The sequence below is a fragment of the Streptomyces cinnabarinus genome, assembly GCF_027270315.1.
Classification (GTDB): domain Bacteria; phylum Actinomycetota; class Actinomycetes; order Streptomycetales; family Streptomycetaceae; genus Streptomyces; species Streptomyces cinnabarinus.
Map to the genome: position 1 here is coordinate 3280995 of NZ_CP114413.1, position 21786 is coordinate 3302780.

Below are 21786 nucleotides of genomic sequence, written 5' to 3' on the forward strand. Positions count from 1 at the left end.
GTCACACCACCTCGTCCTCGTGCAGGCGGGTGCGCAGAATCCGTACCGCCGTGTGCAGCCTGCTCTTGACCGTGCCCTCGGGGATGGCGAGTTGCTCGGCGATGTCCCGCACGGGCAGGTCGGCGAAGAAGCGCAGGACCACCACCTGGCGCTGGGCGTCGGGCAGTTCGTCCAGGCCCTGGGCCACGGCGAGGGAGAGCACGCTGCTGTCCTCGCCGGAGGGGTGCTCCGACTGGCGCAGGGCGGCGAGGCGTTCGCCGAGCCGCTCCTGGCGGCGCTTGGCCCGGTGCCAGTCCATGGCGAGGTTGGAGGCGACCACCGCCGCCCACGCGGACACGTCCCGCGGCGCCTCCCGGCCGCTCGCCGCCCGCTCCAGCAGGCGCAGGCGGACCTGCTGCACCCCGTCCAACAGGTCCGCCTGCGGCACCCCGCCGAGCGCGAGCACCGCTCGCACCCTGCGCTCCTGAGTCGCGTCCAGAGGGTCGTCCGGTGCCTCCGGTACGCCGTCCCCCTGACCGCGACGGGTCATTCTGCGCAGCACAGCCACCCCTCCCCTCGCCGCGTTTCTCCTATGACGCCGGTCGGGGCGGAAACGTTCGGCCCGACTTCCGGAATCTTCTATTCGATCTTTCCTTCACACCTTCTCCACTGTCAGCATGTGCCCCATGACGCACATCACCAAAGGGGCCAACACCCCTGTCCCCGCAGGTCCCTTGCGGGTTGCCGTAGTCCGCCGGAAGGTGCCGGGGACGCCCGCCGTGGAGGTGTCGGCGCTGCTGCTGGACGCGGCGGGCAAGGTGCGCGGCGACGCCGACCTCGTCTTCCACGGCCAGCCCTGGCATCCCTCGGGCGCGGTGCGGCACATCGGCACCGGGGACGCCGGTGAGCGGTTCGCGGAGTGGCTGGAGCTGGATCTGCCCCGGATGGAACCGGCGGTCCAGCGGGTACTGATCGCCGCCTCCTGCGACGACGGGACCTTCGGGCAGGTGCCGGGGCTCGCGGCGCAGACGGTGGCGGCGGACGGCGCGATCGTCGCGCACTACGAGGTGACGGACGCGGCCGCCGAGACGGCCTTCGTGCTCGGTGAGTTCTACCGGCGCAACGGCGAGTGGAAGTTCCGTGCGGTGGGGCAGGGGTACGACTCGGGGCTGGCGGGGCTGGCGACGGACTTCGGGATCATGGTGGCGGAGGAACCGGTGCCGCCGGTGGCCCCTGCCCCTGCTCCGGCCCCTGCCCCTGCTCCGGCCCCTGCCCCTGCCCCTGCCCCGGTGCTGAACACCGGGGTGGCGAAGACGTCGTCGCCACAGGCAGCGCCGGCCACGGTGACACTGACGGACCGGACCCACGACTTCGAGTTCGCCCCGTACGTCCGCACCGGCCAGTACAAGGAGGACATCACCATCGATGTGCCGTTCCCGCCGAACTCGGGGCCGGTCATCGTGGAGGCCAAGGTCAAGGGCGCCACCTGCCATGTCAAGAGCCCCGGCGGCGACGACATCCTCCGCTCCATCGAGGACGACTTCAAGGGCCGCGGCCTGGTCCTGCCGCCGCCGGAGGGCGGCCCGATACCGCTGGAGGTCGACTGCTTCGGCGACTGGACGATCACCGTGCTGCCCCTGTCGGCGGCCCGCCCGCTCGGCCAGAAGAAGGTCAAGGGCCACGGCGACGACGTCCTCGCCTACACCGGCCCGGCGGCCGAGCTGAAGATCTGGGGCGAGCGCGGCGACGCCTGGCTGCGGGTCAAGCGCCACCAGGGCGACACCCGCAACCTCAACGACGCCCAGCAGCTGCACAGCGGCATGGGCCGGGTCAAGAAGACCGTGCGCATACCCGAGGGTCCGCTCCTGTTCACCGTGGAGCGCAGCGACGGCGACTGGGAACTGAGCGCCAGCCCCCTGCGCGTCGAGGAGCCGCCCAGGGTGCGCGGGGAGAACAGGTACGAGGGCCAGGGCGAGAGGACGATCACGCTGGTCAACCCGCGGCCCGGACGCCCCTCGCTGCTCCTGTTCGACTTCCCGGGCGCCGGGCGCGGCTTCGACATCGGGGTGTGGCTCGTCAACGAGTACGGCGACGAGGACGAGTGGCTCAGCACCTACAACCACGGCACCCGCGGCACGGCCCTGGTCTTCAGCATGGGGCAGACCGAGCGGAAGATTCGGGTCAAGCACACGGGCACCTGGTCGCTGCGTCTGCTGCCCGAGGACGAGGCGCCACTGATCACCGGCCCGGCCGAGGGCAAGGGCACCACGGTCCTGCGGTACCCGGGGCCGCCCACGCTGATGACCGTGCGGCGGACTTCGTCCGGCAAGGAGGAGAGGCTGGTCGCGCACGCCCTGAACCACCCGTTCGGCAGGCCGGTGATCATCGTCGACACCCTCGGCCGCCGGCAGCCCGGTCTCGGTCCCGTCTTCGTCGACCCCGGCGGTTCCTGCTTCGTGGCCGTCTACGCCACCGACAGCACGAAATGGCGGCTGGAGCCGGAGCCGCTCAGCGCGGCGACCGGGCTCGGCCGGCGGAACCAGGGCGAGGGATACGGAGTCGTACGTCACACCGGGCCCGAGGCCGAAATGATGGTCGCCGGATCGAGCGGGCTCACCCACGTCTTCGAACTGGACGAAAACCTGTTCCCCCAGCGGAAAATCACCGGTTCTTCCGGCCCGTACCGGATCCCGAGCTCGATCCTGCAGGTCCGCTCGATGGGCGGCTGGGTGATCGAACTGCGCGACTGACAGGAATGGCGTCCCATCCCTCGGGCAAACGATTGGACACAACGGCCTGGAGGGGACGCATCATGGAAACGTCCAGGCCACGCAATCGCCACAGCGAAGGAGTCCCCGTGAGGGTCGGAATCGTCGGAGCCACCGGTCAGGTCGGCACGGTCATGCGCAAGATCCTCAAGGACCGGAACTTCCCGGTCACGGAGCTGCGCCTGTTCGCCTCGGCCCGCTCGGCGGGGACGGTCCTGGACGGCGTCACGGTGGAGGACGCGGCCACGGCGGACTACACGGGCCTGGACATCGTGCTGTTCTCAGCCGGCGGCTCGACCTCGAGGGCGCTGGCCGAGAAGGTCGCCGCGCAGGGCGCCGTGGTGATCGACAACTCCTCGGCCTGGCGCCGGGACCCCGAGGTGCCGCTGGTCGTCTCCGAGGTGAACCCGCACGCCGTCGCGGACCGCCCCAAGGGGATCATCGCCAACCCGAACTGCACCACGATGGCCGCGATGCCGGTGCTGAAGGTGCTGGACGCGGAGGCGGGCCTGACGGCGCTGGTGGCCACCACCTACCAGGCGGTGTCCGGCTCGGGCGTCGCGGGCGTGGCGGAGCTGCACGGGCAGGTCCTGAAGGTCGTCGCCGACGCGGACAAGCTGACGCACGACGGCGAGGCGGTCGACTTCCCCGAGCCGCAGGTCTACAAGCGCCCGATCGCCTTCAATGTGCTGCCCTTCGCCGGCAACCTCGTCGAGGACGGTCTGAACGAGACCGACGAGGAGCAGAAGCTCCGCAACGAGTCCCGCAAGATCCTGGAGATCCCGGAGCTGAAGGTCTCCGGCACCTGTGTCCGGGTCCCGGTCTTCTCCGGCCACTCCCTCCAGGTCAACGCCCGGTTCGAGCGCCCGATCAGCCCGGAGCGCGCGACCGAGCTGCTCGCCGGGGCGCCGGGTGTCGTCCTCTCCGAGATCCCGACCCCGCTCCAGGCGGCCGGCAAGGACGCCTCGTACGTGGGCCGCGTCCGCACCGACGAGACCGTCGACAACGGCCTCGCCCTGTTCATCTCCAACGACAACCTCCGCAAGGGCGCGGCTCTGAACGCGGTGCAGATCGCGGAACTGGTGGCGACCGAACTCAAGGAGCGGCAGGGCTAGTCCCTTCCGACCTCGTAGAGGAAACAGCCGTACTCGACGGCCCGGACGTGGACGAGCGCCACGGCCGGGTCGTCGAACGCGTTGTGGAGGGCGATGTCGTCGGGGGCGTCGACCAGCGTGCCGCCGAGGATGCGGCCGTCGGCCGAGTAGCGGCGCAGCGTGCGGTGGGCGTCGGCGAAGGGCAAACCGTCCGACCGCGGCCCCGCGCACTCCTGCGCGTGGATGAAGACGGGCCCCTGCTCGTCGTAGGCCCCCGGATCCACTCCGCTCTCCGCCGCCCAGCGCCGCAACGGCGCGTACGAGACCAGGGCGATCCGCTCGCCCGGGGCGCTCCGTCGCAGGCAGCAGCGGAGCGGGGCGCCGCCCTCGTCGTCGGTGAAGGGGGACAGCGGGCGGCCCGCGTCGTCGGTGGTGCGCAGTTCCTCGAGGGCGGACCGGTCGATGGGCCGTGCGGTGTACGTCGTCGTCATGTGTTCCAGGCTGGCGCGTGCGGGGCCGGATGAACGGCGGGATTCGGACCTGGCGCTCCGGCGGCGCCGATCGGTGATCCATCGGGAAAACCCTCGTCGCCGTCCTCACAGTCACGTGGAAGGATGACCGAACCCACACATAACGAGGAGATGACCGCGTGCCTGGCACAAACCTGACTCGCGAAGAGGCGCAGCAGCGGGCGAAGCTGCTGACCGTTGACTCGTACGAGATCGATCTCGACCTCTCCGGCGCGCAGGACGGCGGCACCTACCGGTCCGTGACCACGGTGCGCTTCGACGTCCTGGAGAACGGCGCCGAGTCCTTCATCGACCTGGTGGCTCCGGCCGTGCACGAGGTGACCCTCAACGGCGAGCCGCTCGACCCGGAGGCCTCCTTCAAGGACTCCCGGATCGCCCTGCCGGGGCTAGCGGCCGGCCGCAACGTCCTGCGGGTCGTCGCGGACTGCGCGTACACCAACACCGGTGAGGGACTGCACCGGTTCGTCGACCCCGTCGACCAGCAGGCGTATCTGTACACCCAGTTCGAGGTCCCGGACGCCCGCCGCGTCTTCGCGTCCTTCGAGCAGCCCGATCTGAAGGCGACCTTCCAGTTCACCGTGAAGGCCCCCGAGGGCTGGACGGTCATTTCCAACTCGCCGACCCCGGAGCCCAAGGACAATGTCTGGTCCTTCGAGCCGACGCCGCGCATCTCGACGTACATCACCGCGCTCATCGTCGGCCCGTACCACTCCGTGCACAGCGTGTACGAGAAGGACGGCCAGTCGGTCCCGCTCGGTATCTACTGCCGTCCCTCGCTCGCCGAGTTCCTCGACTCGGACGCGATCTTCGAGGTCACCCGGCAGGGCTTCGACTGGTTCCAGGAGAAGTTCGACTACGCCTATCCGTTCAAGAAGTACGACCAGCTCTTCGTGCCGGAGTTCAACGCGGGCGCGATGGAGAACGCGGGCGCGGTGACCATCCGCGACCAGTACGTCTTCCGGTCCAAGGTGACGGACGCGGCGTACGAGATGCGCGCCGAGACGATCCTGCACGAGCTGGCCCACATGTGGTTCGGCGACCTGGTCACCATGGAGTGGTGGAACGACCTGTGGCTGAACGAGTCGTTCGCCACCTACACCTCCATCGCCTGCCAGGCCTACGCGCCCGAGAGCCGCTGGCCGCACGCGTGGACAACGTTCGCCAACTCCATGAAGACGTGGGCGTACCGCCAGGACCAGCTGCCCTCCACGCACCCGATCATGGCCGAGATCCGGGACCTGGACGACGTCCTGGTCAACTTCGACGGCATCACCTACGCCAAGGGCGCCTCCGTCCTGAAGCAGCTCGTCGCCTACGTCGGCATGGACGAGTTCTTCGCGGGCGTGCAGGCGTACTTCAAGAGCCACGCGTTCGGCAACACCCGCCTGTCCGACCTGCTCGGCGCGCTGGAGGAGACCTCCGGCCGTGACCTGAAGACCTGGTCGAAGGCGTGGCTGGAGACGGCCGGCATCAACGTCCTGCGCCCCGAGATCGAGACGGACGCGGACGGGGTCATCACCTCCTTCGCGATCCGCCAGGAGGCCCCGGCGCTGCCGGCGGGCGCCAAGGGCGAGCCCACGCTGCGTCCGCACCGCATCGCGGTCGGCCTGTACGAGCGGGACGAGGAGAGCGGCAAGCTGGTGCGCGACGAGCGCGTCGAGCTGGACGTGGACGGCGAGCTGACGGCCGTACCGCAGCTGGTCGGCAAGCGCCGTCCGGCGGTGGTGCTGCTGAACGACGACGATCTGTCGTACGCCAAGGTCCGCCTCGACGAGGAGTCGCTGGCCTACGTCACCGAGCACCTGGGCGACTTCGAGTCCTCGCTGCCGCGCGCGCTGAGCTGGGCGTCGGCGTGGGACATGACGCGGGACGCCGAACTGGCCACCCGGGACTACCTCTCGCTGATCCTCTCCGGCATCGGCAAGGAGTCCGACATCGGCGTGGTGCAGTCGCTGCACCGTCAGGTGAAGCTGGCCATCGAGCTGTACGCCGACCCGGCCGCCCGGGAGACACTGCTGGCCCGCTGGACCGACGCCACGCTGGCCCACCTGCGCTCCGCTCCGGCCGGCGGGGACCACCAGCTGGCGTGGGCGCGTGCCTTCGCGGCGACGGCCCGGACGCCGGAGCAGCTGGACCTCCTGGAGGGGCTGCTGGACGGCACGCAGTCGATCGAGGGCCTGGTCGTCGACACCGAGCTGCGCTGGGCGTTCGTGCAGCGGCTCGCGGCGGTGGGGCGCTTCGACGAGGCGGAGATCGCGGGCGAGTACGAGCGGGACAGGACGGCGGCGGGTGAGCGGCACGCGGCCACGGCCCGTGCCTCCCGTCCGACCGCCGAGGCGAAGGCGGAGGCCTGGGCCTCGGTCATCGAGTCCGACAAGCTGCCCAACGCGGTGCAGGAGGCGGTGATCGGGGGCTTCGTCCAGACCGACCAGCGGGAGCTGCTGGCGCCGTACACGGACAAGTACTTCGAGAGCCTGAAGGGCATCTGGGACGCCCGTTCCCACGAGATCGCCCAGCAGATCGCGGTCGGCCTGTACCCGACGATCCAGGTCTCCGAGGAGACCCTGGCCCGCACGGACAGCTGGCTCACCGAGGCCGCCCCGAGCGCGGCCCTGCACCGCCTGGTCTCCGAGTCCAGGTCGGGCGTGGAGCGCGCCCTGAAGGCCCAGGCGGCGGACGCGGCAGCGGCCGAGTAGCCGACAGGGACTGACACAGGGACCGGCACAGGGACCCGCGGAGGCGCTCCGAGACCGCTCGGAGCGCCTCCAGTACCCGGCCCGGTGATCGCGGTCGGATCTACCGTCGCGGCGCGGAACCTGTCAGGTCCATCGAATCTCTTCGAGCGGTCTTTTCGGGGAACCTGAAGGATCGGACGGGGCCGCCCCGGCCGGCCGGGACCAGTTGCCCGGCCACCGTGGCCCCCAGCGCCAGCACCATGCCCGCCACCTGCACCGGCGTCAGCGACTGGCCCAGCGCGGCCCAGCCGACGACCGCGGCGGTGAGCGGGGAGAGCGGGATCAGGAAGGTGACCTGGGTCGCGGTGAGGCGGCCGATGCCGCGGAACCAGAGCCAGTACGCGACCGCCGTGCCGGCCAGGGCGAGGTAGGCATAGCCGCCGAGCGCGCGGGCGTCCAGCGCGGGCGGCGCGCCCTCGACCAGGAAGGCGACCGGCGCGATGAGCAGCCCGCCGACGGTGAGCTGCCACCCGGCCAGCGCGGTCGGCCCGGCGCCCTCGGGGCGGCCCCACTTCTTGGCCAGCACGGTTCCGGTGGACATCGACGCGGTGGAGGCGAGGGCCGCCAGCACGCCGAGCGTGTCCAGCGCGCCGACCGCCCGCAGGACGACGAGGCTGACCCCGAACGCGGCCGCCGCCCCGGTGACCAGCGCCCGCGCCGTCGGCCGCTGGGCGAGCAGCAGCGCCGAGAGGCCGACGACGAAAAGCGGCCCGATGGAGCCGACGACCGCGGCCAGACCGCCCGGCAGCCGGTACGCGGCCAGGAACAGCAGCGGGAAGAAGGCGCCGATGCTGAGCGCGCCGAGCGCCGCCGCCTTCCCCCACCAGGCGCCGCGCGGCAGCACCCGGGCGAGCGCGAGCAGCAGCAGTCCGGCGGGCAGGGCGCGCATCAGCCCGGTGAACAGGGGGCGGTCCGGCGGCAGGAACTCGGTGGTCACGTAGTAGGTGGTGCCCCAGGAGACGGGTGCCAGGGCGGTGAGGGCGATGAGCGCGGGGCGGCTGGTGGCCATGGGACGCACCCTTCAATAGGTCGATAGAAAGTAGCTTACTCCTAAGCTACTTTCCGTCAAGCCACTTTCTTGCGGCCGACCCTTCCAGCCCGGATACTCGGCCCATGAACGCAAGCCCTGAGCCGCGCAAGGACGCCGTCGACGCGATCGTCGACCAATGGGCGATCGTGCGGCCCGACCTGGACACGGCCGCGATGGCGGTCTTCGGGCGGATCAACCGCCTCGCGCGCACCGTGGGCGACCGCCAGGAGAAGGTCTACGGCCGCTTCGGGATCTCCCGGGGCGAGTTCGACGTACTGGCCACCCTGCGGCGCTCGGACGAGCCGTACACCCTCTCGCCCCGGCAGCTCTCGGCGACGCTGATGCTGACCACCGGGGGGATGACCGGGCGCCTGGACAAGCTGGAGCGGGCCGGGCTGCTGCGCCGGTCGCCCGATCCGCACGACCGGCGGGGACTTCAGGTGAGCCTGACGGACGAGGGGCTGCGGCTGGTGGACGAGGCGGTCGGCGCGGGGCTCGCCGTGCAGGCGGAGGCGCTGTCCGTGCTGGACGCCGAACAGGCCGGCCAACTGGCCGACCTGTTGAGGGAGTTGCTGTCCGGAGCGCGCTAGGCGCACCGGAGCGGGGCGCCGCCCGGGACCTGCCCTAGGGCGCGAGGCCGACCCGCTCCCCCAGATGCGCCTCCACCGCCGCCTCGATCGCCCGGAGGTCGGGGGCGTCCGCCGCCCAGGCCACGTAGCCGTCGGGGCGCACCAGGACCGTCGTCCGGCTGTCGCCGTCGTGGCCCGTGCGGCGCTCCACCGCCAGCCGGTCCTCCAGGCCCGTCTTGTCCGCGCAGTCCTCCGCGGTGATCAGGACGAACCGGCCGCCGCGCAGGGCCTCGTAGAGCCGGCCGCCCTCCAGCTCCACGTCGGCGGCCCGGGTGCCGGTGAGGCCGTGGGCGCCCTCGGGGGCGGCGTAGCGGACGCCGAGGCCGGTGATCTGGAGGGCCAGCTTGCGGCGGATCGGGGTGATGGCGTTGAGGGTGGTCGTGAGGACGGCCCGCAGGCCCTGGGTCCAGGGGTGCTTGGCCATGGCGAGGCGGACGATGGCGCCGCTGCTGCGCATCGCCTCGGTGCCGACCGGGTGCCGCTCGGCCTGGTAGGTGTCCAGCAGCGCGTCGGCCGCGCGGCCCTGGACGACCGCGGCCAGCTTCCAGCTCAGGTTGGCCGCGTCCTGCATGCCGATGTTCATGCCCTGGCCGCCGGCCGGGGTGTGCACATGGGCCGCGTCACCGGCCAGGAAGACCCGGCCCACGCGGTAGGACGGTGCCTGGCGCTCGTCGCTGTGGAAGCGCGACAGCCACCGGGCGTCATGCATCCCGAAGTCGTGCCCGGCGGCCGCCCGGACGGTCTCCCTGACCTCCTCCAGGTGCAGCGGCTCGCTCTCGAGGGTGTCCCGGCGGCGGTTCCAGGCGACGATCCGGTAGTAGCCGTCACCGAAGGACGCGAAGAACACGAAGGCGTCGCCGCGGGAGTGCACGGAGAGCACCTCCTTGGGCGGCCGGGCGAGCCGGACGTCGGCGAGCAGGACGGCGCGGATCACGGAACGGCCGGGGAAGGGCAGGCCGATCGCGGTGCGGACGGTGCTGCGCATTCCGTCGGTGCCGACCAGGTACGCCGCCCGCAGCGCCTCGGTCGTCCCGCCGGGTCCGCGCGTCTCCACAGTGACGCCGGCGTCGTCCTGGGCGACGCCGGTCACCTCGGTCTCGTAGCGGAAGCGGACCCCGGCCTCGACCGCGCGCCGCTCCAGGATCCGCTCCATCTCGTACTGCGGGAGGACCAGGAGGTGGTTGAAGCGGGAGGGGAGGGCGTCGAAGGTGACGGTGAGCCTGGCGAAGAGGTTCATCCGGTCCAGGCGGCGGCCGAGGGACTCCGCCTCGTCGGAGAGCGCGCGGGCGTCGAGGAGTTCGAGGGTGCGGGCGTGCACGACGATCGCGCGGGAGAGGTTGCTGATCTTGTGCGGGCGCTTCTCGACCAGGGTCACCGGGACTCCGGCGGCGGCGAGGTCACCTGCCATCAGCAGACCGGTGGGGCCGCAGCCGACGACGATCACGGAGCGGGTGGGGTCTGCGGCGCCCGGGTGGGGGATGGGCTTCGGGTCGGTGCCGAGACCGGTGCCGGTGCCGTTCATGGTGGCCTCCTAGAGCCAACGCCTCCGATTTGCCAACGCTTGTTGGCCAACACTCGTTGACGACGATACGAGCCCTCTCGTCGCGAGTCAACACTTGTTGGCCTACGCGTGTTGGCCTACGCTTGTTGGCATGACTGGAAATGAACGCTCCACCGCGACCGAGAGCGGGGCGGGCGGGCGCCGGAGGTCCGAGACCACCCGTCTCGCGATCCTCGCCGCGGCCCGCGAACGCTTCGCCGCGGACGGCTACGAACGGGCCACCATCAGGGCCATCGCCAAGGACGCGGCCATCGATCCGTCGATGGTGATGCGCTACTACGGCAACAAGGAGGGCCTCTTCGCGGCGGCCGTCTCGGTCGACCTGAAACTGCCGGATCTGATCAGACTGCCGCGGCCGGAGATGGGCGAGGCGCTGGTCCTCCACTTCCTGCACATGTGGGAGGAGAACGAGGTCCTCACGGCCCTGCTCCGGGTCGGCGTCACCAACCAGGCCGGGGCCGAGCGGATGCAGAGCATCTTCGGGGAGCAGCTGCTGCCCGTGGCCCGCCAGGTCTGCCCGGACCCGGAACAGAGCCCCGCCAGGGCGGCCCTGGTCGCGACGCAGCTGCTGGGCCTCGCCCTCACCCGCTACGTCCTCCGGCTCCCGCCCGCGGTGGCGCTCCCCGTCGAGGAGGTGGTGGCATGGCTGGCGCCGACGGTCCAGCGGTACCTGACGGCACCGAACCCGTGACGGAGGACCGGGCTCCGGAGCCGGAGGAGGAGGGAGCGCCGGAGAGGAACGGAGCGCCGGAGAAGGCAGAGGCGCCGGACATGGAAAAGGCGCCGCCCCCGGCTGCGTACGGCGGTCTGCGCGTACGTGCCGTGGGGACGGCGCCCTCGAAGAGGTCGGGAGAGGTCAGGCCTTCGCCGGTGCCTTCGCCTTCGGCCTGGCCCTGACGCGGTGGTCCTCCGCCGAGCGGTCCAGGACCATGACGAGGCCCGTGATGACCGCGAACAGGACGAGCGGGGCCACGACGTACAGTCCCAGCGTCTCGATGACGCTCAGGCCTGAGCCGGGGTCGTCACCGTCGTCGCGGTTCAGCGCGCTCGCGGGGGACGACATGAGCAGCATCATCAGCGTCGTACCGGCAGCCAGGGCGCCGGCGCGCAGGGCGTTCTTCTTGTCCACGGTGCCCAAAGTATCGAATGCCGGTTGAGCCCGCTCGGCCGGGGGTGCGTATGAGCGTTCCCGGGGGCGCGCGGGGGTGGTCTCAGGTCGGGCGCATCAGCTCCAGCAGCGCGTGCAGTCTGGGGGAGGCCGCCAGTTCCTCCAGGGTCACCGGCTTGCCCTCCGCGTCCGCGACGGGCAGCCGCCAGTTCGGGAACTGGTCCCAGGTGCCGGGCAGGTTCTGCGGCCGGCGGTCGCCGACCGTGTCCGGGAGCCAGATGCCCACCATGCGGGCCGGGGTGCGCAGCAGGAAGCGGTGGACGGCCTGGATCTCGGCCTCCTCCTGAGAGGTGCCGTGCCCCCCGCCGGTGCCGTGCAGCAGCCCCAGCCGGGACAGCACCGCCAGCCACTCCCCCGTGTCGGCCGCGGCCTCCGCCCGTTCCTCCGCCAGCGAGCGGGTCAACAGGCCCAGCCGGTGCCGCAGTTCGACATGCTCACCGGTCAGCCGGGCCGCCGTGGAGGGCAGGTCGTGGGTGGTGGCCGTGGCCAGGCAGTCCGACCGCCACTGTTCCGGCGGCAGCGGACGCCCGTCACCCTCCCAGTCCCGCTCGAACCACAGCACCGAGGTGCCGAGCACGCCCCGGGCGCGCAGCGCCTCGCGCACGCCCGGCTCCACCGTCCCCAGATCCTCGCCGATCACCAGCGCCCCGGCCCGGGAGGCCTCCAGCACCAGGATCGCGAGCATCGCCTCGGCGTCGTAGCGGACGTACGTCCCGTCCGTCGGCGGCTGCCCCTGCGGTACCCACCACAGCCGGAACAGCCCCATCACATGGTCGATCCGCAGCGCCCCGGCATACCGGAACAGCGCCTTCAGCAGGCGCCGGTACGGGGTGTAGCCGGACTCCGCGAGCCGGTCCGGGCGCCAGGGCGGCAGCCCCCAGTCCTGGCCTCGCGCGTTGAAGGCGTCCGGGGGCGCGCCGACCGACATCCCGGCGGCGAAGTACTCCTGCTGCGCCCAGGCGTCGGCGCCGTCGGGATGCACCCCGACCGCGAGGTCGTGCACGATCCCGACGGCCATCCCCGCCTCCCGCGCGACCCGCTGGGCGGCGGTGAGCTGGGCGTCGGTGAGCCAGGCGAGCAGGGAGTGGAAGTCGACCCGGTCCATCGACTCGCCGCGCGCACGGGCGGTTTCCGCCGACCGCGGATCACGCAGCGGCTCCGGCCAGCGCCGCCAGTCGGTCCCGTGCGTCTCGGCCAGCGCGCACCAGGTGGCGTGGTCCTCCAGGGCCTGTCCCTCGGCGGCGAGGAAGTCGGCGTAGGCCGCGCGCCGTCCGGGCCCGAGCGGGACCTCGCGCACCAGCTCCAGCGCCTCCCGCTTCAGCTCCCACACCGCGTCGCGGTCGATCAGCGCGCCCTTCTCCAGCACCGACTCCCGCAGCAGCCGGGCCCGTTCCAGCAGCGCCCGCGCCCGCTCGCGGTCCTCGACACGGGCGTACTCCGGGATGTCCTCGACCCGCAGATGCACCGGATCGGGGAAGCGGCGCGAGGAGGGCCGGTAGGGGGAGGGGTCGGTGGGCGCCCCGGGTACGGCCGCGTGCAGCGGGTTGACCTGCACGAATCCGGTGCCGAGCGTCCGTCCGGCCCAGCCGGCCAGCTCCGCGAGGTCACCGAGGTCGCCCATGCCCCAGGAGCGCCGGGAGAGCAGGGAGTACAGCTGGACGAGGAGTCCGTGGGAGCGTCCGGCGGGGGCGGGCAGCCGGGCCGGGGCGACGACGAGCCGGGCGGTGGCGGTGCGGCCGTCGGGCGCGGTGGCGGTGAGCCGGTGGACGCCGGGCGGCAGCCGGTCGGCGGCGGCCCGGGTCTCCCCCTGCTCGGTCTCCACCCGCAGCCGGGTGCCGGGCGGAAGCCCGGTCAGGACAGCGGATTCCGACCCGTTCCAGCACACCACCGTCGGCGGCAGCAGCCGCTCCCGCACCTCGCGTTCGCGCGCGGCGAGCGCACGCCGTACCGCTTCGGGGGTGGTCACGTCGATGTCGAGCGCGGCCAGCGCCGAGGTGAGCGCGGTGACCGAGGCGCGGACCGTGCGGTCCGGTGAGGGCCGGTAGGAGGTGGCGACGCCGTGCAGTTCGGCGAGCCGCGACAGATCCTCGGAGGGTACGTCTTCGGAGGGAACGCCCTCGGACGGGGATTCGGCCGACCGCCGCGCTGCCATCTACGGCCTCGCGTCGTCCGGGCCGAAGGAGAAGACCTCACCGGTCAGCGGCGGGGCAGCGGCGAGCGGCGGCTCGCTGGTCAGGGGCAGCGCCTCGTGCAGCGGTGGCTCGCTGGTCAGCGGTTCGGCGGCGGGCAGCGGCGGCTCGCTGGTCAGTGGGGGCTCGGCGCAGGCGCTCTCCGCGCTGAAGACGCACACGTGCGGTTCGGGCTCGGTGAGCGCCTCGGGTTTGGACAGGGCGGTGAGCAGAAGGTGTGCCGATGCGGCCACGGGGGCCTCCTTGTCGAGTACGGCGGCCTACGGCCTGTCCTGCGGATCGCGCCGGCCAGGCCCTTGCGGGATACCGCAGCCCTACCCAGCGGGCGCGACGGCAGACGTACCCGGGCGGAGAAGGTGCCGGTCGTCACATTCCGCTCCGCCGTGACACCTCAAGACTGGGGCAATCCCGCCGCCGCGGCCACTCCCGTCGACGCCCGCCGCACCGGGCCGTGAGCGCGGCTCGACCGCCGGTGCACCGGTGGTGAACCGGAGCCGTCCGGGTGGTCGATAGAGGGGGTGTGAGACTGTTCCGCCCCGTGGGGGGCCATCGGGAGAAGGACCAGGGAGACGCCGCTCTCCTGGCCGCCGTCGCGGCCGGGGACGCGGCGGCGATGGCCACGCTGTACGACCGGCACGCGGGCTGGCTGCACGCCCGGCTGACCCGGCGCTGCGCGGACCCCGAGGTGGTGCGCGAGGTGCTCCAGGACACCTTCGTCACCGTGTGGCGATCGGCCCGGGCGCACCGCGGTGAGGAGGCGGGCGGCTGGCTGTGGACCATCGCGGCCCGTCGGCTCGTCGACGCGCGGCGGGCACAGGAACGGGCAGAGCGGCTGCCGACCACGCCGATCGACGAGACACGGGCCGGGTACACACCGGCCGCGTCCGCGCCCTCCGCGGAGGAGAGGGTGCTGGCGGGTCTCGAGTACGGCGATGTCGGCACCGCTCTGGACCGGATCTCGCCGGAGCTGCGGGAGGTGCTGCGCGCCACGGTGGTGGACGGACTGACGACCCGTGAGACCGCCCGGCTGCTGGGCATCCCCGAGGGCACCGTCAAGTCCCGGGCGATGCGCGCCCGAGCGGAACTCCGGGCGGCACTCGTCCAGTTGGCCCCGTCCCCGATGGGAGGCCCGGCATGACCGGCCGGCACGCGCCCGACACCCTGATCGCCCGCTACACGGAGGGCACGCTCCCGGACTCCGACGCCTGCTCCCTGGAGAAGCACCTGGAGTCCTGCACGGCTTGCGCGGTCCGCGTGTCCCGGGCGGTGCGCGCGACGGGGGCGGGCCCGGCACTGGCGGAGGTGAGAGAGGCGGTGCTGGGGGCAGCGCCGGTCACGGCACCGAAGCCTGTCCGCGTTCGCACCCCCCGCCTCCTCTGGGCCGCCGCCCCCGCCGTGCGCGGTGCCTGGCTGCCCGCCGTCCTGCTCGTGGCGCTCGGGGCGGTGGCGCTGGCGTACGGTGCCGGCTTCGCGGGCGCCCGCCCCCTGCTGCTGGCCGTCGCGCCGGTCGTACCGGTCGCCGGGGTCGCCCTGTCCTACGGCAGACACGCCGATCCGCTGCATGAACTGGCCGCGTCCACACCGTCCGCCGGACTGCGGCTGGTGCTGACCCGCTCGGCGGTCGTGCTGGCGGTGAGCCTGCCGCTGCTGACCCTCGCCGGTCTGCTGCTGCCGTCCTCCGGCGCCCCGGGTGCCGCCGCCTGGCTGCTGCCCGGACTGGCGCTGACGCTGGCCGCGCTGGCCCTCGGCGGCTGGCTCGGGCTGCGCACGGCGACGGCCGTGACCGGCGGCGGCTGGCTGTGCGCCGTCCTCGCACCGGCGCTCGCGGCCCCCGACGGCGCGGTCTCCCGGCACCTGGCGGACCAGCTCTCCGCCTACGTCGGCGGCCCCGCCACCCAGAGCGGCTGGGCGGCGGCAGCGGCCCTGTGCGCCGCTCTGCTGGCCGCCCGCCGCACCGCGTACGACCGCCTCGAACCGCGCTGACGCGCGTCGTACCGCACCGACACCCACAACTCCCTTTCCCAGGAGCCCTCTTGACCACGATCCAGGTGGCCGGTCTGCGTGTCCGGCACCGCAGAACCGTTGCCCTCGACTCGCTAGACCTCGACTTCGGACCCGGTGTGCACGGCCTGCTCGGTCCGAACGGCGCGGGCAAGACCTCACTGATCCGGGTGCTCGCCACCGTCGCCGCCCCGACCGGCGGCCGGGTGGAGATGCTCGGCGCGGACCTCGGCGACCCCGGCAGGCGGGCCGCAGTCCGCCGCCGACTGGGCTATCTGCCGCAGGAGTTCGGCTACTACCCGGGCTTCACCGTGCGCGAGTTCGTGGCCTACATGGCCTGGCTGAAGGAGATGCCCGCCGCCGACGCCCCGGCCGCCGTCGAGCGCGCGGTCGCCCGGGTCGGGCTCGCCGACCGGATCGACACGAGGATCAGGACGCTGTCCGGCGGCATGATCCGCCGCGTCGGCATCGCCCAGGCCATCGTCAACGACCCAAGCGTGCTGCTGCTGGACGAGCCGACCGCGGGTCTGGATCCGGAGCAGCGCGTGGAGTTCCGCGAGCTGCTGCGCGAACTGGGCGCCTCGGCCACCGTCCTGGTCTCCACGCACTTGGTCGAGGACGTGACCGCGGCCTGCACCGAGGTCACCCTCATCGCCGAGGGCCGCCTCGCCTACCGCGGCACCCCCGACTCCCTGAGCGCCCTCGGCGCCACGGCGGACGGCGTCGGCGACAGCCCCATCGAGCGCGGCTACACCGCGGCCCTGCGCGCCCACCGCGAGTCCTCCCCCCTGGCGGAGGCGACGGCCCGATGACCCTCCTGACCCAACGGCCGGAGCGGACCGAGAAGCCGTACCGGCCCACCCACCCCCTGCGCCCCGACTTCGTTCGCGGCTTCGCCCCGCTCGCCGGTGCCGCCGTACTCCTCACCCTGCTCGTCGCCCTCGCCGAACCGGCGGAGCGCTGGCAGGGCGGCTGGACGGAGACCCGGGACCAGGTGCACGCCGCGGCGACCCTGCTGGGCATCCCCCTCGCGCTCGCCGCGGGCTGTTGGCAGGGCGGCCGGGAACGCCGGCGCCGTACCGGCGACCTGCTGGAGACATCCGTACGCGGCTCGCTCGCCCGCTTCCTCGCCGCGGCCCTCCCGGTCGCCGTCTGGGTGGCCGTGGGACACCTCGTCGCGGCCGGGTCCGCGCTGGTGGCGACCTGGTACTGCGCCACGGGTGACGGCCCGTACCTGCTCGTGCCGCTCGTGGACACGGTCGTCATGGGCGGCGCGGCGCTCGCGGGGCAGGTGGTGGGCCGGGTGCTGCCCTGGCGTCCGACACCACTGCTGCTGGCGGCGGCCGCGTACCTCACCTTCAGCTTCCTGGCCTACGGCGCGCCGGACGCCCTCGGTCACCTCTCCCCGATCGCCGACACCTCTCACGGGGACGAGCCGGTGTGGTGGCAGCCCCTGGCGGCGGCCGGCTGGACGATCGGTCTCGCCGCGGCCGCGGTCCTCGCGCTGGCCGCCCGCCGCCGCGCCACGGCCGTACTGCCGCTGGCCGTCGCGACCGCCGCCGGCGTGCTGCTGGTGCAGACCGGCGACGGCCTGCACCGCGCCGACCCGGACGCCGGGCGCCAGGTCTGCGACACCTCCACCGCCCCGCAGATCTGCGTCAACGCCCGCCACAAGAACCTCCTGCCGCAGCTCACCCAGGCCCTGTCGGGTCTGACGGCACGCCTTGAGGGCGTACAGAACCTGCCCGTGCGGTTCGAGGACCGGCCCGGCCGGTCCCGCCCGGACGAGGTCCAGTTGCCGATGCTCACCCCGTTCGGCTCGTCCGTCGTGCGCGGGGAGCTCACCGACCCCGAGCAGTACGCGTGGGAGGCCGGGATGATGCTGATCGGCCGGGCCTGGTGCGACCGTACGGATCCCGTCGTCGACCGAACCGACCGGGCCGTGGAGCACTACCTCGCACCCAGCCCGGCCGAGGAGCACTTCGACGAACTCGACGCCAAGGGCAGCGCCGCCGACCGCGCCGAGCTCAAGGCCAGGCAGCAGGCCCGCGCCAAGCTGCTGGCGATGGACGACGAGGAGCGCCGCACCTGGCTGTCGGAGTACTTCGCGACGACCGACCGCTGCGACCCGAAGGGAGTGCCGACACTGTGACGACCGCCGGCCTCACCCTCTACGCCCGCTCCCGCGCCCTCCCGGCCGCGGTCGCCGCCCTGGCCGCCACCACGGCCCTGGCCCTGTGGTCAGCCCAGGGCCCGGACCCGGACCGTCCGTTCCCGCCGGCGGCCCTTGCCCCGCTGCTCGCCGCAGCGGCAATCGGCACCAGCCTCCGCACCCCCTCCGACGAACTCGACCGCACAGCGGCCCGCCCCTGGTGGCGCCCCCGTCTGCTCCACCTGCTGACGCTCACCGCCCTGGCGACAGCCCTGCTCACCCTGGCCCAGCCCGTCGACCCACCCACCATGATCCGCAACCTCCTGGGCGCCACGGGCCTGACGGCAGGGGCGGCGGTGGTACTGGGGGCACGCCTGAGCTGGCTGCCGTTGTTCGGATACGTCATAGCGATGTACCTGGGGATCTCAGGCTGGACAACGGCGGCAGCATTGTTCGTGGCGGGAGGCACCGCTTACGTAATAAGGGGGCCGCGCAAAACTCCGTAGTTAGGGGCGCGGGGAACTGCGCGACCAGCCCCCACGCACCCGCAGCCGAACACACACAAAGGCCCGGATTCATCAGGCAGAAATGCCATCGATCCGGGCCAAAGCATCATCCGCGCCATACGGTTGCAAATACGGCAACCAGCGCGGATCCCTATGCCCGGTCCCAATGATTCGCCAGGCCAGACCGGACGGCGGAGCCGGTTTGTGCCGCAGCCGCCAGCCGATCTCGAACAGATGACGGTCGGCCTTCACGTGGTTGCAGCGGCGGCAGGACGCCACCACGTTGTCCCAGACGTGCTTGCCCCCGCGGCTGCGCGGGATGACGTGGTCGACGCTGGTTGCGACGCCACCGCAGTACATGCACCGGCCCCCGTCCCGCGCGAACAGCGCCCGCCGGGTAAGAGGAACGGGCCCCCGATAGGGAACCCGGACGAATCGCTTGAGCCGGACCACGCTTGGTGCGGGGACTGTGACGGTTGCGCTGTGCATGAAGGCGCCGGACTCCTCAAGGCATACGGCCTTGTTTTCGAGGACGAGGACGAGCGCGCGGCGAAGCGGTACGACGCCGAGTGGCTCGTACGACGCGTTGAGGACCAGGACATGCGGCACGGATGCCTCCTTGGGCGTCGGCGGCGCGTGGCTCGCGCCGGGACGATCTGTAGTCAGTCTCCCCTCAGGCCTGGCGAATGCGCCACCATGTCCAGGTAACGGGCTGAGAGTGTTTTCGACCACACCTTTCTTCATCCCCAGGTGAGTACGGTCTCTCCCCCGAACATTGCAACGATCCACACACGATGCACCGTTAGTGTGGTGGGTCTGCCCCCTCGGTGACCTTTCCGTGACCTTGATGACCTTGACGACCTTGACCGCCGTACCGGGAGGCAGACGCCATACCTGGAGGTACCCGTCGTGTCCTTGTCCGCCGTCCTGCTGGCCGCCGGCTCCACTCCGTCCCCGTCTCCTTCACAGACGACACCGGCGGTCCCGTCGCTCCAGGAAGCCCAGGAGAGCGCGACCCACGCCGCGAGCTGGGTCGAGGAGAACTGGTCGACCTGGCTCGCCATCAGCCTTCGGGTCCTGCTGATCCTGGTGATCGCGGCGGTACTGAGAGTGGTGGTGCGGCGGGCGATCACCAAGCTCATAGACCGGATGAACCGCACGGTCTCGGCGGTGGACGGCACGGCGATCGGCGGGCTGCTGGTCAATGTGGAGCGGCGGCGCCAGCGCTCGCAGGCGATCGGCTCGGTACTGCGCTCGGTGGCCAGCTTCCTGATCATGGGCACCGCGGCCCTGATGATCCTGGGCACGTTCGAGATCAATCTCGCCCCGCTGCTGGCCTCTGCCGGTGTCGCGGGCGTGGCGATCGGCTTCGGCGCCCGCAACCTCGTCACCGACTTCCTCTCCGGCGTCTTCATGATCCTGGAGGACCAGTACGGCGTCGGCGACTCGATCGACGCGGGGGTCGCCTCCGGCGAGGTGATCGAGGTGGGCCTGCGGGTGACGAAGCTGCGCGGCGACAACGGCGAGATCTGGTACGTCCGCAACGGCGAGGTCAAGCGGATCGGCAACCTCTCCCAGGGCTGGTCCACGGCCGGGGTCGATGTGACGGTCCGCCCGAGCGAGGACCTGGACCGGGTGAAGAGCGTCATCGCCGACGTCGCCGAGCGGATGAGCAAGGAGGAGCCGTGGAACGAGCTCCTGTGGGGCCCGATCGAGACCCTCGGCCTGGACAGCGTGCTGCTGGAGTCCATGGTGGTCCGGGTCTCGGCGAAGACCATGCCGGGCAAGGCGCTGACCGTGGAGCGCGAGCTGCGCTGGCGGATCAAGCGGGCCTTCGACGCGGCCGGCATCCAGATGGTCGGCGGTCCGCTGCCCGTGGAGGACGCGGCCCCGGCCGACCCGACCGCGGGCATGGCGGCGCCGTCGGCCTACGCCAACACCTCCTCGCCGCAGGCCCAGGCGGCGACGCCGCTCGCGCCGCCGAGCGTGACGAAGTAGCCGCGAGGCGATAGGGCCTGTCGTCGCGCGAAGCCCCGCCGGACCTCTCCGGCGGGGCTTCGCCGTACCCCACCGATGCCGAGGGTCTTGACGCCCTCCGCCCGTGGGCCTACCTTCCTCGTCAAACGATAGGAAAGTTTCCTAACAGTGCCACCTCACCCACTCACGGCGCCCCCGGCGCCCGAGGCGGCGTGAGAAGCTTCACCCCGAAAGGCAGGTGCAGATCCGATGGCAGGAACCGCCGGTACACCGGGTACCCCGCGCGTCCTGCGCGCCATGAACGACCGCGCCGCACTGGATCTGCTGCTGGAGCACGGGCCGCTGTCCCGGACCAGGATCGGCAAGCTCACCGGCCTGTCCAAGCCCACCGCCTCCCAGCTGCTTGCCCGCCTCGAAGCCGCGGGGCTCGTCCTGGCCACCGGCACCACCGAGGGCCGACCCGGCCCGAACGCCCAGCTCTACGCGGTCAACCCGGCCGCCGGACACGCGGCGGGGCTCGACGTCACCCCCGAGCGCGTCCTCGCCGCGGTCGCCGACATCACCGGCCGCACCGTCGGCCGGTTCGAGCTACCGACCCCGGCACGGCGGCCCGCCGGACCCGTCGTCCAGCAGGTCACCGAGGCCCTCGACGGCGCCGTGAAGGCGGCCGGGCTCACCCGCGACGACATCCGCCGCCTGGTCATCGGCACCCCCGGCGCCTTCGACCCGAGCACCGGCCGGCTGCGCTACGCCGCCCACCTGCCCGGCTGGCACTCCCCGAGCCTGCTCGACGACCTCGCCGCCGCGCTGCCGATGCCGGTGGAGTACGAGAACGACGTCAATCTCGTCGCCGTGGCCGAACAGCGGCTCGGCGCGGCCCGCGGCCACGGGGACTTCGTACTGCTGTGGAACGAGGGCGGACTCGGCGCCGCCCTGGTCCTCGGCGGCCGGCTGCACCGCGGCTTCACCGGCGGCGCTGGTGAGGTCGGCTTCCTGCCGGTGCCGGGCGCGCCCCTGGTCCGCCAGGTGACCCGCACCAACAGCGGCGGCTACCAGGAGCTGGCCGGCGCCCAGGTGATTCCGCGGCTCGCCCGGGAGCTGGGGATCGGCGACCTGCCCGAGGGGCCGTACACCGAGGTCGCCGCCGCGCTGCTGGCGCGGGCCGCGGACAGCGGCGCCGGGCCCGAGCGGCAGCTCCTCGCCATCTACGCGACCGGTCTGGCCACCGGTCTCGCCTCGCTCGTCTCCGTGCTCGACCCCGAACTCGTCGTCCTCAGCGGATCCGCTCTCACCTCGGGCGGCGAACGGCTGCTGGCCCTGGTCCAGGCCGAACTCGCGGAACTCGCCGCGTCCCGGCCCCGGCTGGTGATGGGCGACGTCACCGAACACCCCGTGCTGCGCGGCGCGTTGGAGAGCGCGCTGGCGACAACCCGCGACGAGGTCTTCGACACCTCGCGCTGACGCAGC

20 protein-coding genes are annotated in these 21786 nt (G+C 72.5%); 12 read left to right on the top strand and 8 right to left on the bottom strand.

The window, feature by feature from the left end; genetic code table 11:
• Position 1: 1 nt before the first annotated feature.
• Positions 2-547 carry a sigma-70 family RNA polymerase sigma factor gene (locus tag STRCI_RS14720; protein WP_269659387.1) on the bottom strand — a complete coding sequence of 182 codons (546 nt, stop codon included), beginning with the start codon at positions 545-547 and terminating at the stop codon, positions 2-4.
• Positions 548-665: 118 nt separating this feature from the next.
• Between STRCI_RS14720 and STRCI_RS14725 the strand changes: the two genes are divergently transcribed.
• Both STRCI_RS14725 and STRCI_RS14730 read left to right on the top strand, forming a co-directional pair.
• Positions 666-2729, top strand: a complete 2064-nt coding sequence (locus STRCI_RS14725) for a TerD family protein (RefSeq protein ID WP_269659388.1) — start codon at positions 666-668, stop codon at positions 2727-2729.
• 107 nt (positions 2730-2836) lie between these two features.
• A complete protein-coding gene (locus STRCI_RS14730) occupies positions 2837-3862 on the top strand; it encodes an aspartate-semialdehyde dehydrogenase (protein ID WP_269659389.1) in 1026 nt (341 codons plus the stop codon).
• On the opposite strand, the gene STRCI_RS14735 is transcribed toward STRCI_RS14730, so the two are convergent.
• A complete protein-coding gene (locus STRCI_RS14735; protein ID WP_269659390.1) occupies positions 3859-4332 on the bottom strand; it encodes a DUF1203 domain-containing protein in 474 nt (157 codons plus the stop codon). The two genes, STRCI_RS14730 and STRCI_RS14735, sit on opposite strands and share 4 nt — an antisense overlap.
• 158 nt (positions 4333-4490) lie before the next feature.
• Here STRCI_RS14735 and pepN point away from each other — a divergent pair, with 158 nt between their 5' ends.
• Positions 4491-7067: an aminopeptidase N gene (gene pepN, locus STRCI_RS14740; RefSeq protein WP_269659391.1), complete on the top strand. Its 2577-nt coding sequence runs from the start codon at positions 4491-4493 to the stop codon at positions 7065-7067.
• Between the two features lie 100 nt (positions 7068-7167).
• On the opposite strand, the gene STRCI_RS14745 is transcribed toward pepN, so the two are convergent.
• A complete protein-coding gene (locus tag STRCI_RS14745; protein WP_269659392.1) occupies positions 7168-8115 on the bottom strand; it encodes an EamA family transporter in 948 nt (315 codons plus the stop codon).
• 104 nt (positions 8116-8219) lie between these two features.
• Here STRCI_RS14745 and STRCI_RS14750 point away from each other — a divergent pair, with 104 nt between their 5' ends.
• Positions 8220-8726 (top strand): MarR family winged helix-turn-helix transcriptional regulator, encoded by a 507-nt coding sequence (locus STRCI_RS14750; protein ID WP_269659393.1) that lies wholly within the window; start codon positions 8220-8222, stop codon positions 8724-8726.
• A 34-nt stretch (positions 8727-8760) separates the two neighbouring features.
• On the opposite strand, the gene STRCI_RS14755 is transcribed toward STRCI_RS14750, so the two are convergent.
• Positions 8761-10287: an FAD-dependent monooxygenase gene (locus STRCI_RS14755; protein ID WP_269659394.1), complete on the bottom strand. Its 1527-nt coding sequence runs from the start codon at positions 10285-10287 to the stop codon at positions 8761-8763.
• A 130-nt stretch (positions 10288-10417) separates the two neighbouring features.
• Here STRCI_RS14755 and STRCI_RS14760 point away from each other — a divergent pair, with 130 nt between their 5' ends.
• Entirely contained in the window at positions 10418-11017 is a 600-nt protein-coding gene (locus tag STRCI_RS14760; protein WP_269659395.1) for a TetR/AcrR family transcriptional regulator, read from the top strand.
• Positions 11018-11182: 165 nt separating this feature from the next.
• Here STRCI_RS14760 and STRCI_RS14765 read toward each other — a convergent pair whose 3' ends face one another.
• The 3 genes from STRCI_RS14765 to STRCI_RS14775 all read right to left on the bottom strand — a co-directional run bounded on the left by STRCI_RS14765 (position 11183) and on the right by STRCI_RS14775 (position 13916).
• The gene (locus STRCI_RS14765; RefSeq protein ID WP_269659396.1) at positions 11183-11455 is read right to left on the bottom strand and encodes a hypothetical protein; all 273 of its coding nucleotides are present in this window, start codon (positions 11453-11455) and stop codon (positions 11183-11185) included.
• Between the two features lie 82 nt (positions 11456-11537).
• Positions 11538-13646: a 4-alpha-glucanotransferase gene (gene malQ, locus STRCI_RS14770; RefSeq protein WP_269659397.1), complete on the bottom strand. Its 2109-nt coding sequence runs from the start codon at positions 13644-13646 to the stop codon at positions 11538-11540.
• On the bottom strand, positions 13647-13916 hold the full coding sequence (locus tag STRCI_RS14775; protein WP_269659398.1) for a hypothetical protein: 270 nt from the start codon (positions 13914-13916) through the stop codon (positions 13647-13649). It lies immediately after the preceding gene.
• A gap of 287 nt (positions 13917-14203) precedes the next feature.
• On the opposite strand from STRCI_RS14775, the gene STRCI_RS14780 reads away from it, so the two are divergent.
• From STRCI_RS14780 to STRCI_RS14800, 5 genes are read left to right on the top strand one after another with little or no spacing between them, the layout of a single operon-like run.
• Entirely contained in the window at positions 14204-14821 is a 618-nt protein-coding gene (locus STRCI_RS14780; RefSeq protein ID WP_269659399.1) for an RNA polymerase sigma factor, read from the top strand.
• On the top strand, positions 14818-15666 hold the full coding sequence (locus STRCI_RS14785) for a zf-HC2 domain-containing protein (RefSeq protein WP_269659400.1): 849 nt from the start codon (positions 14818-14820) through the stop codon (positions 15664-15666). Before STRCI_RS14780 ends, STRCI_RS14785 begins: the two co-directional genes overlap by 4 nt.
• A gap of 50 nt (positions 15667-15716) precedes the next feature.
• On the top strand, positions 15717-16496 hold the full coding sequence (locus STRCI_RS14790; protein WP_269659401.1) for an ABC transporter ATP-binding protein: 780 nt from the start codon (positions 15717-15719) through the stop codon (positions 16494-16496).
• Positions 16493-17836 carry a hypothetical protein gene (locus tag STRCI_RS14795; RefSeq protein ID WP_269659402.1) on the top strand — a complete coding sequence of 448 codons (1344 nt, stop codon included), beginning with the start codon at positions 16493-16495 and terminating at the stop codon, positions 17834-17836. The genes STRCI_RS14790 and STRCI_RS14795 overlap by 4 nt, the downstream gene beginning before the upstream one ends.
• On the top strand, positions 17833-18342 hold the full coding sequence (locus STRCI_RS14800; protein WP_269659403.1) for a hypothetical protein: 510 nt from the start codon (positions 17833-17835) through the stop codon (positions 18340-18342). Before STRCI_RS14795 ends, STRCI_RS14800 begins: the two co-directional genes overlap by 4 nt.
• Before the next feature lie 72 nt (positions 18343-18414).
• On the opposite strand, the gene STRCI_RS14805 is transcribed toward STRCI_RS14800, so the two are convergent.
• Positions 18415-18951 (bottom strand): HNH endonuclease, encoded by a 537-nt coding sequence (locus STRCI_RS14805; RefSeq protein ID WP_015660341.1) that lies wholly within the window; start codon positions 18949-18951, stop codon positions 18415-18417.
• A 300-nt stretch (positions 18952-19251) separates the two neighbouring features.
• On the opposite strand from STRCI_RS14805, the gene STRCI_RS14810 reads away from it, so the two are divergent.
• On the top strand, positions 19252-20340 hold the full coding sequence (locus STRCI_RS14810; RefSeq protein WP_269659404.1) for a mechanosensitive ion channel family protein: 1089 nt from the start codon (positions 19252-19254) through the stop codon (positions 20338-20340).
• 228 nt (positions 20341-20568) lie between these two features.
• Positions 20569-21780: an ROK family transcriptional regulator gene (locus STRCI_RS14815; protein WP_269659406.1), complete on the top strand. Its 1212-nt coding sequence runs from the start codon at positions 20569-20571 to the stop codon at positions 21778-21780.
• The last annotated feature ends 6 nt before the right edge of the window (positions 21781-21786 follow it).

Coding starts and splice junctions, on each gene's coding strand:
- STRCI_RS14745 (WP_269659392.1), bottom strand. CDS start 8,115: ATGGCCACCAGCCGCCCCGCGCTCATCGCCCTCACCGCCCTGGCACCC.
- STRCI_RS14785 (WP_269659400.1), top strand. CDS start 14,818: ATGACCGGCCGGCACGCGCCCGACACCCTGATCGCCCGCTACACGGAG.
- STRCI_RS14735 (WP_269659390.1), bottom strand. CDS start 4,332: ATGACGACGACGTACACCGCACGGCCCATCGACCGGTCCGCCCTCGAG.
- STRCI_RS14815 (WP_269659406.1), top strand. CDS start 20,569: ATGGCAGGAACCGCCGGTACACCGGGTACCCCGCGCGTCCTGCGCGCC.
- STRCI_RS14750 (WP_269659393.1), top strand. CDS start 8,220: ATGAACGCAAGCCCTGAGCCGCGCAAGGACGCCGTCGACGCGATCGTC.
- malQ (WP_269659397.1), bottom strand. CDS start 13,646: ATGGCAGCGCGGCGGTCGGCCGAATCCCCGTCCGAGGGCGTTCCCTCC.
- STRCI_RS14760 (WP_269659395.1), top strand. CDS start 10,418: ATGACTGGAAATGAACGCTCCACCGCGACCGAGAGCGGGGCGGGCGGG.
- STRCI_RS14755 (WP_269659394.1), bottom strand. CDS start 10,287: ATGAACGGCACCGGCACCGGTCTCGGCACCGACCCGAAGCCCATCCCC.
- STRCI_RS14795 (WP_269659402.1), top strand. CDS start 16,493: ATGACCCTCCTGACCCAACGGCCGGAGCGGACCGAGAAGCCGTACCGG.
- STRCI_RS14725 (WP_269659388.1), top strand. CDS start 666: ATGACGCACATCACCAAAGGGGCCAACACCCCTGTCCCCGCAGGTCCC.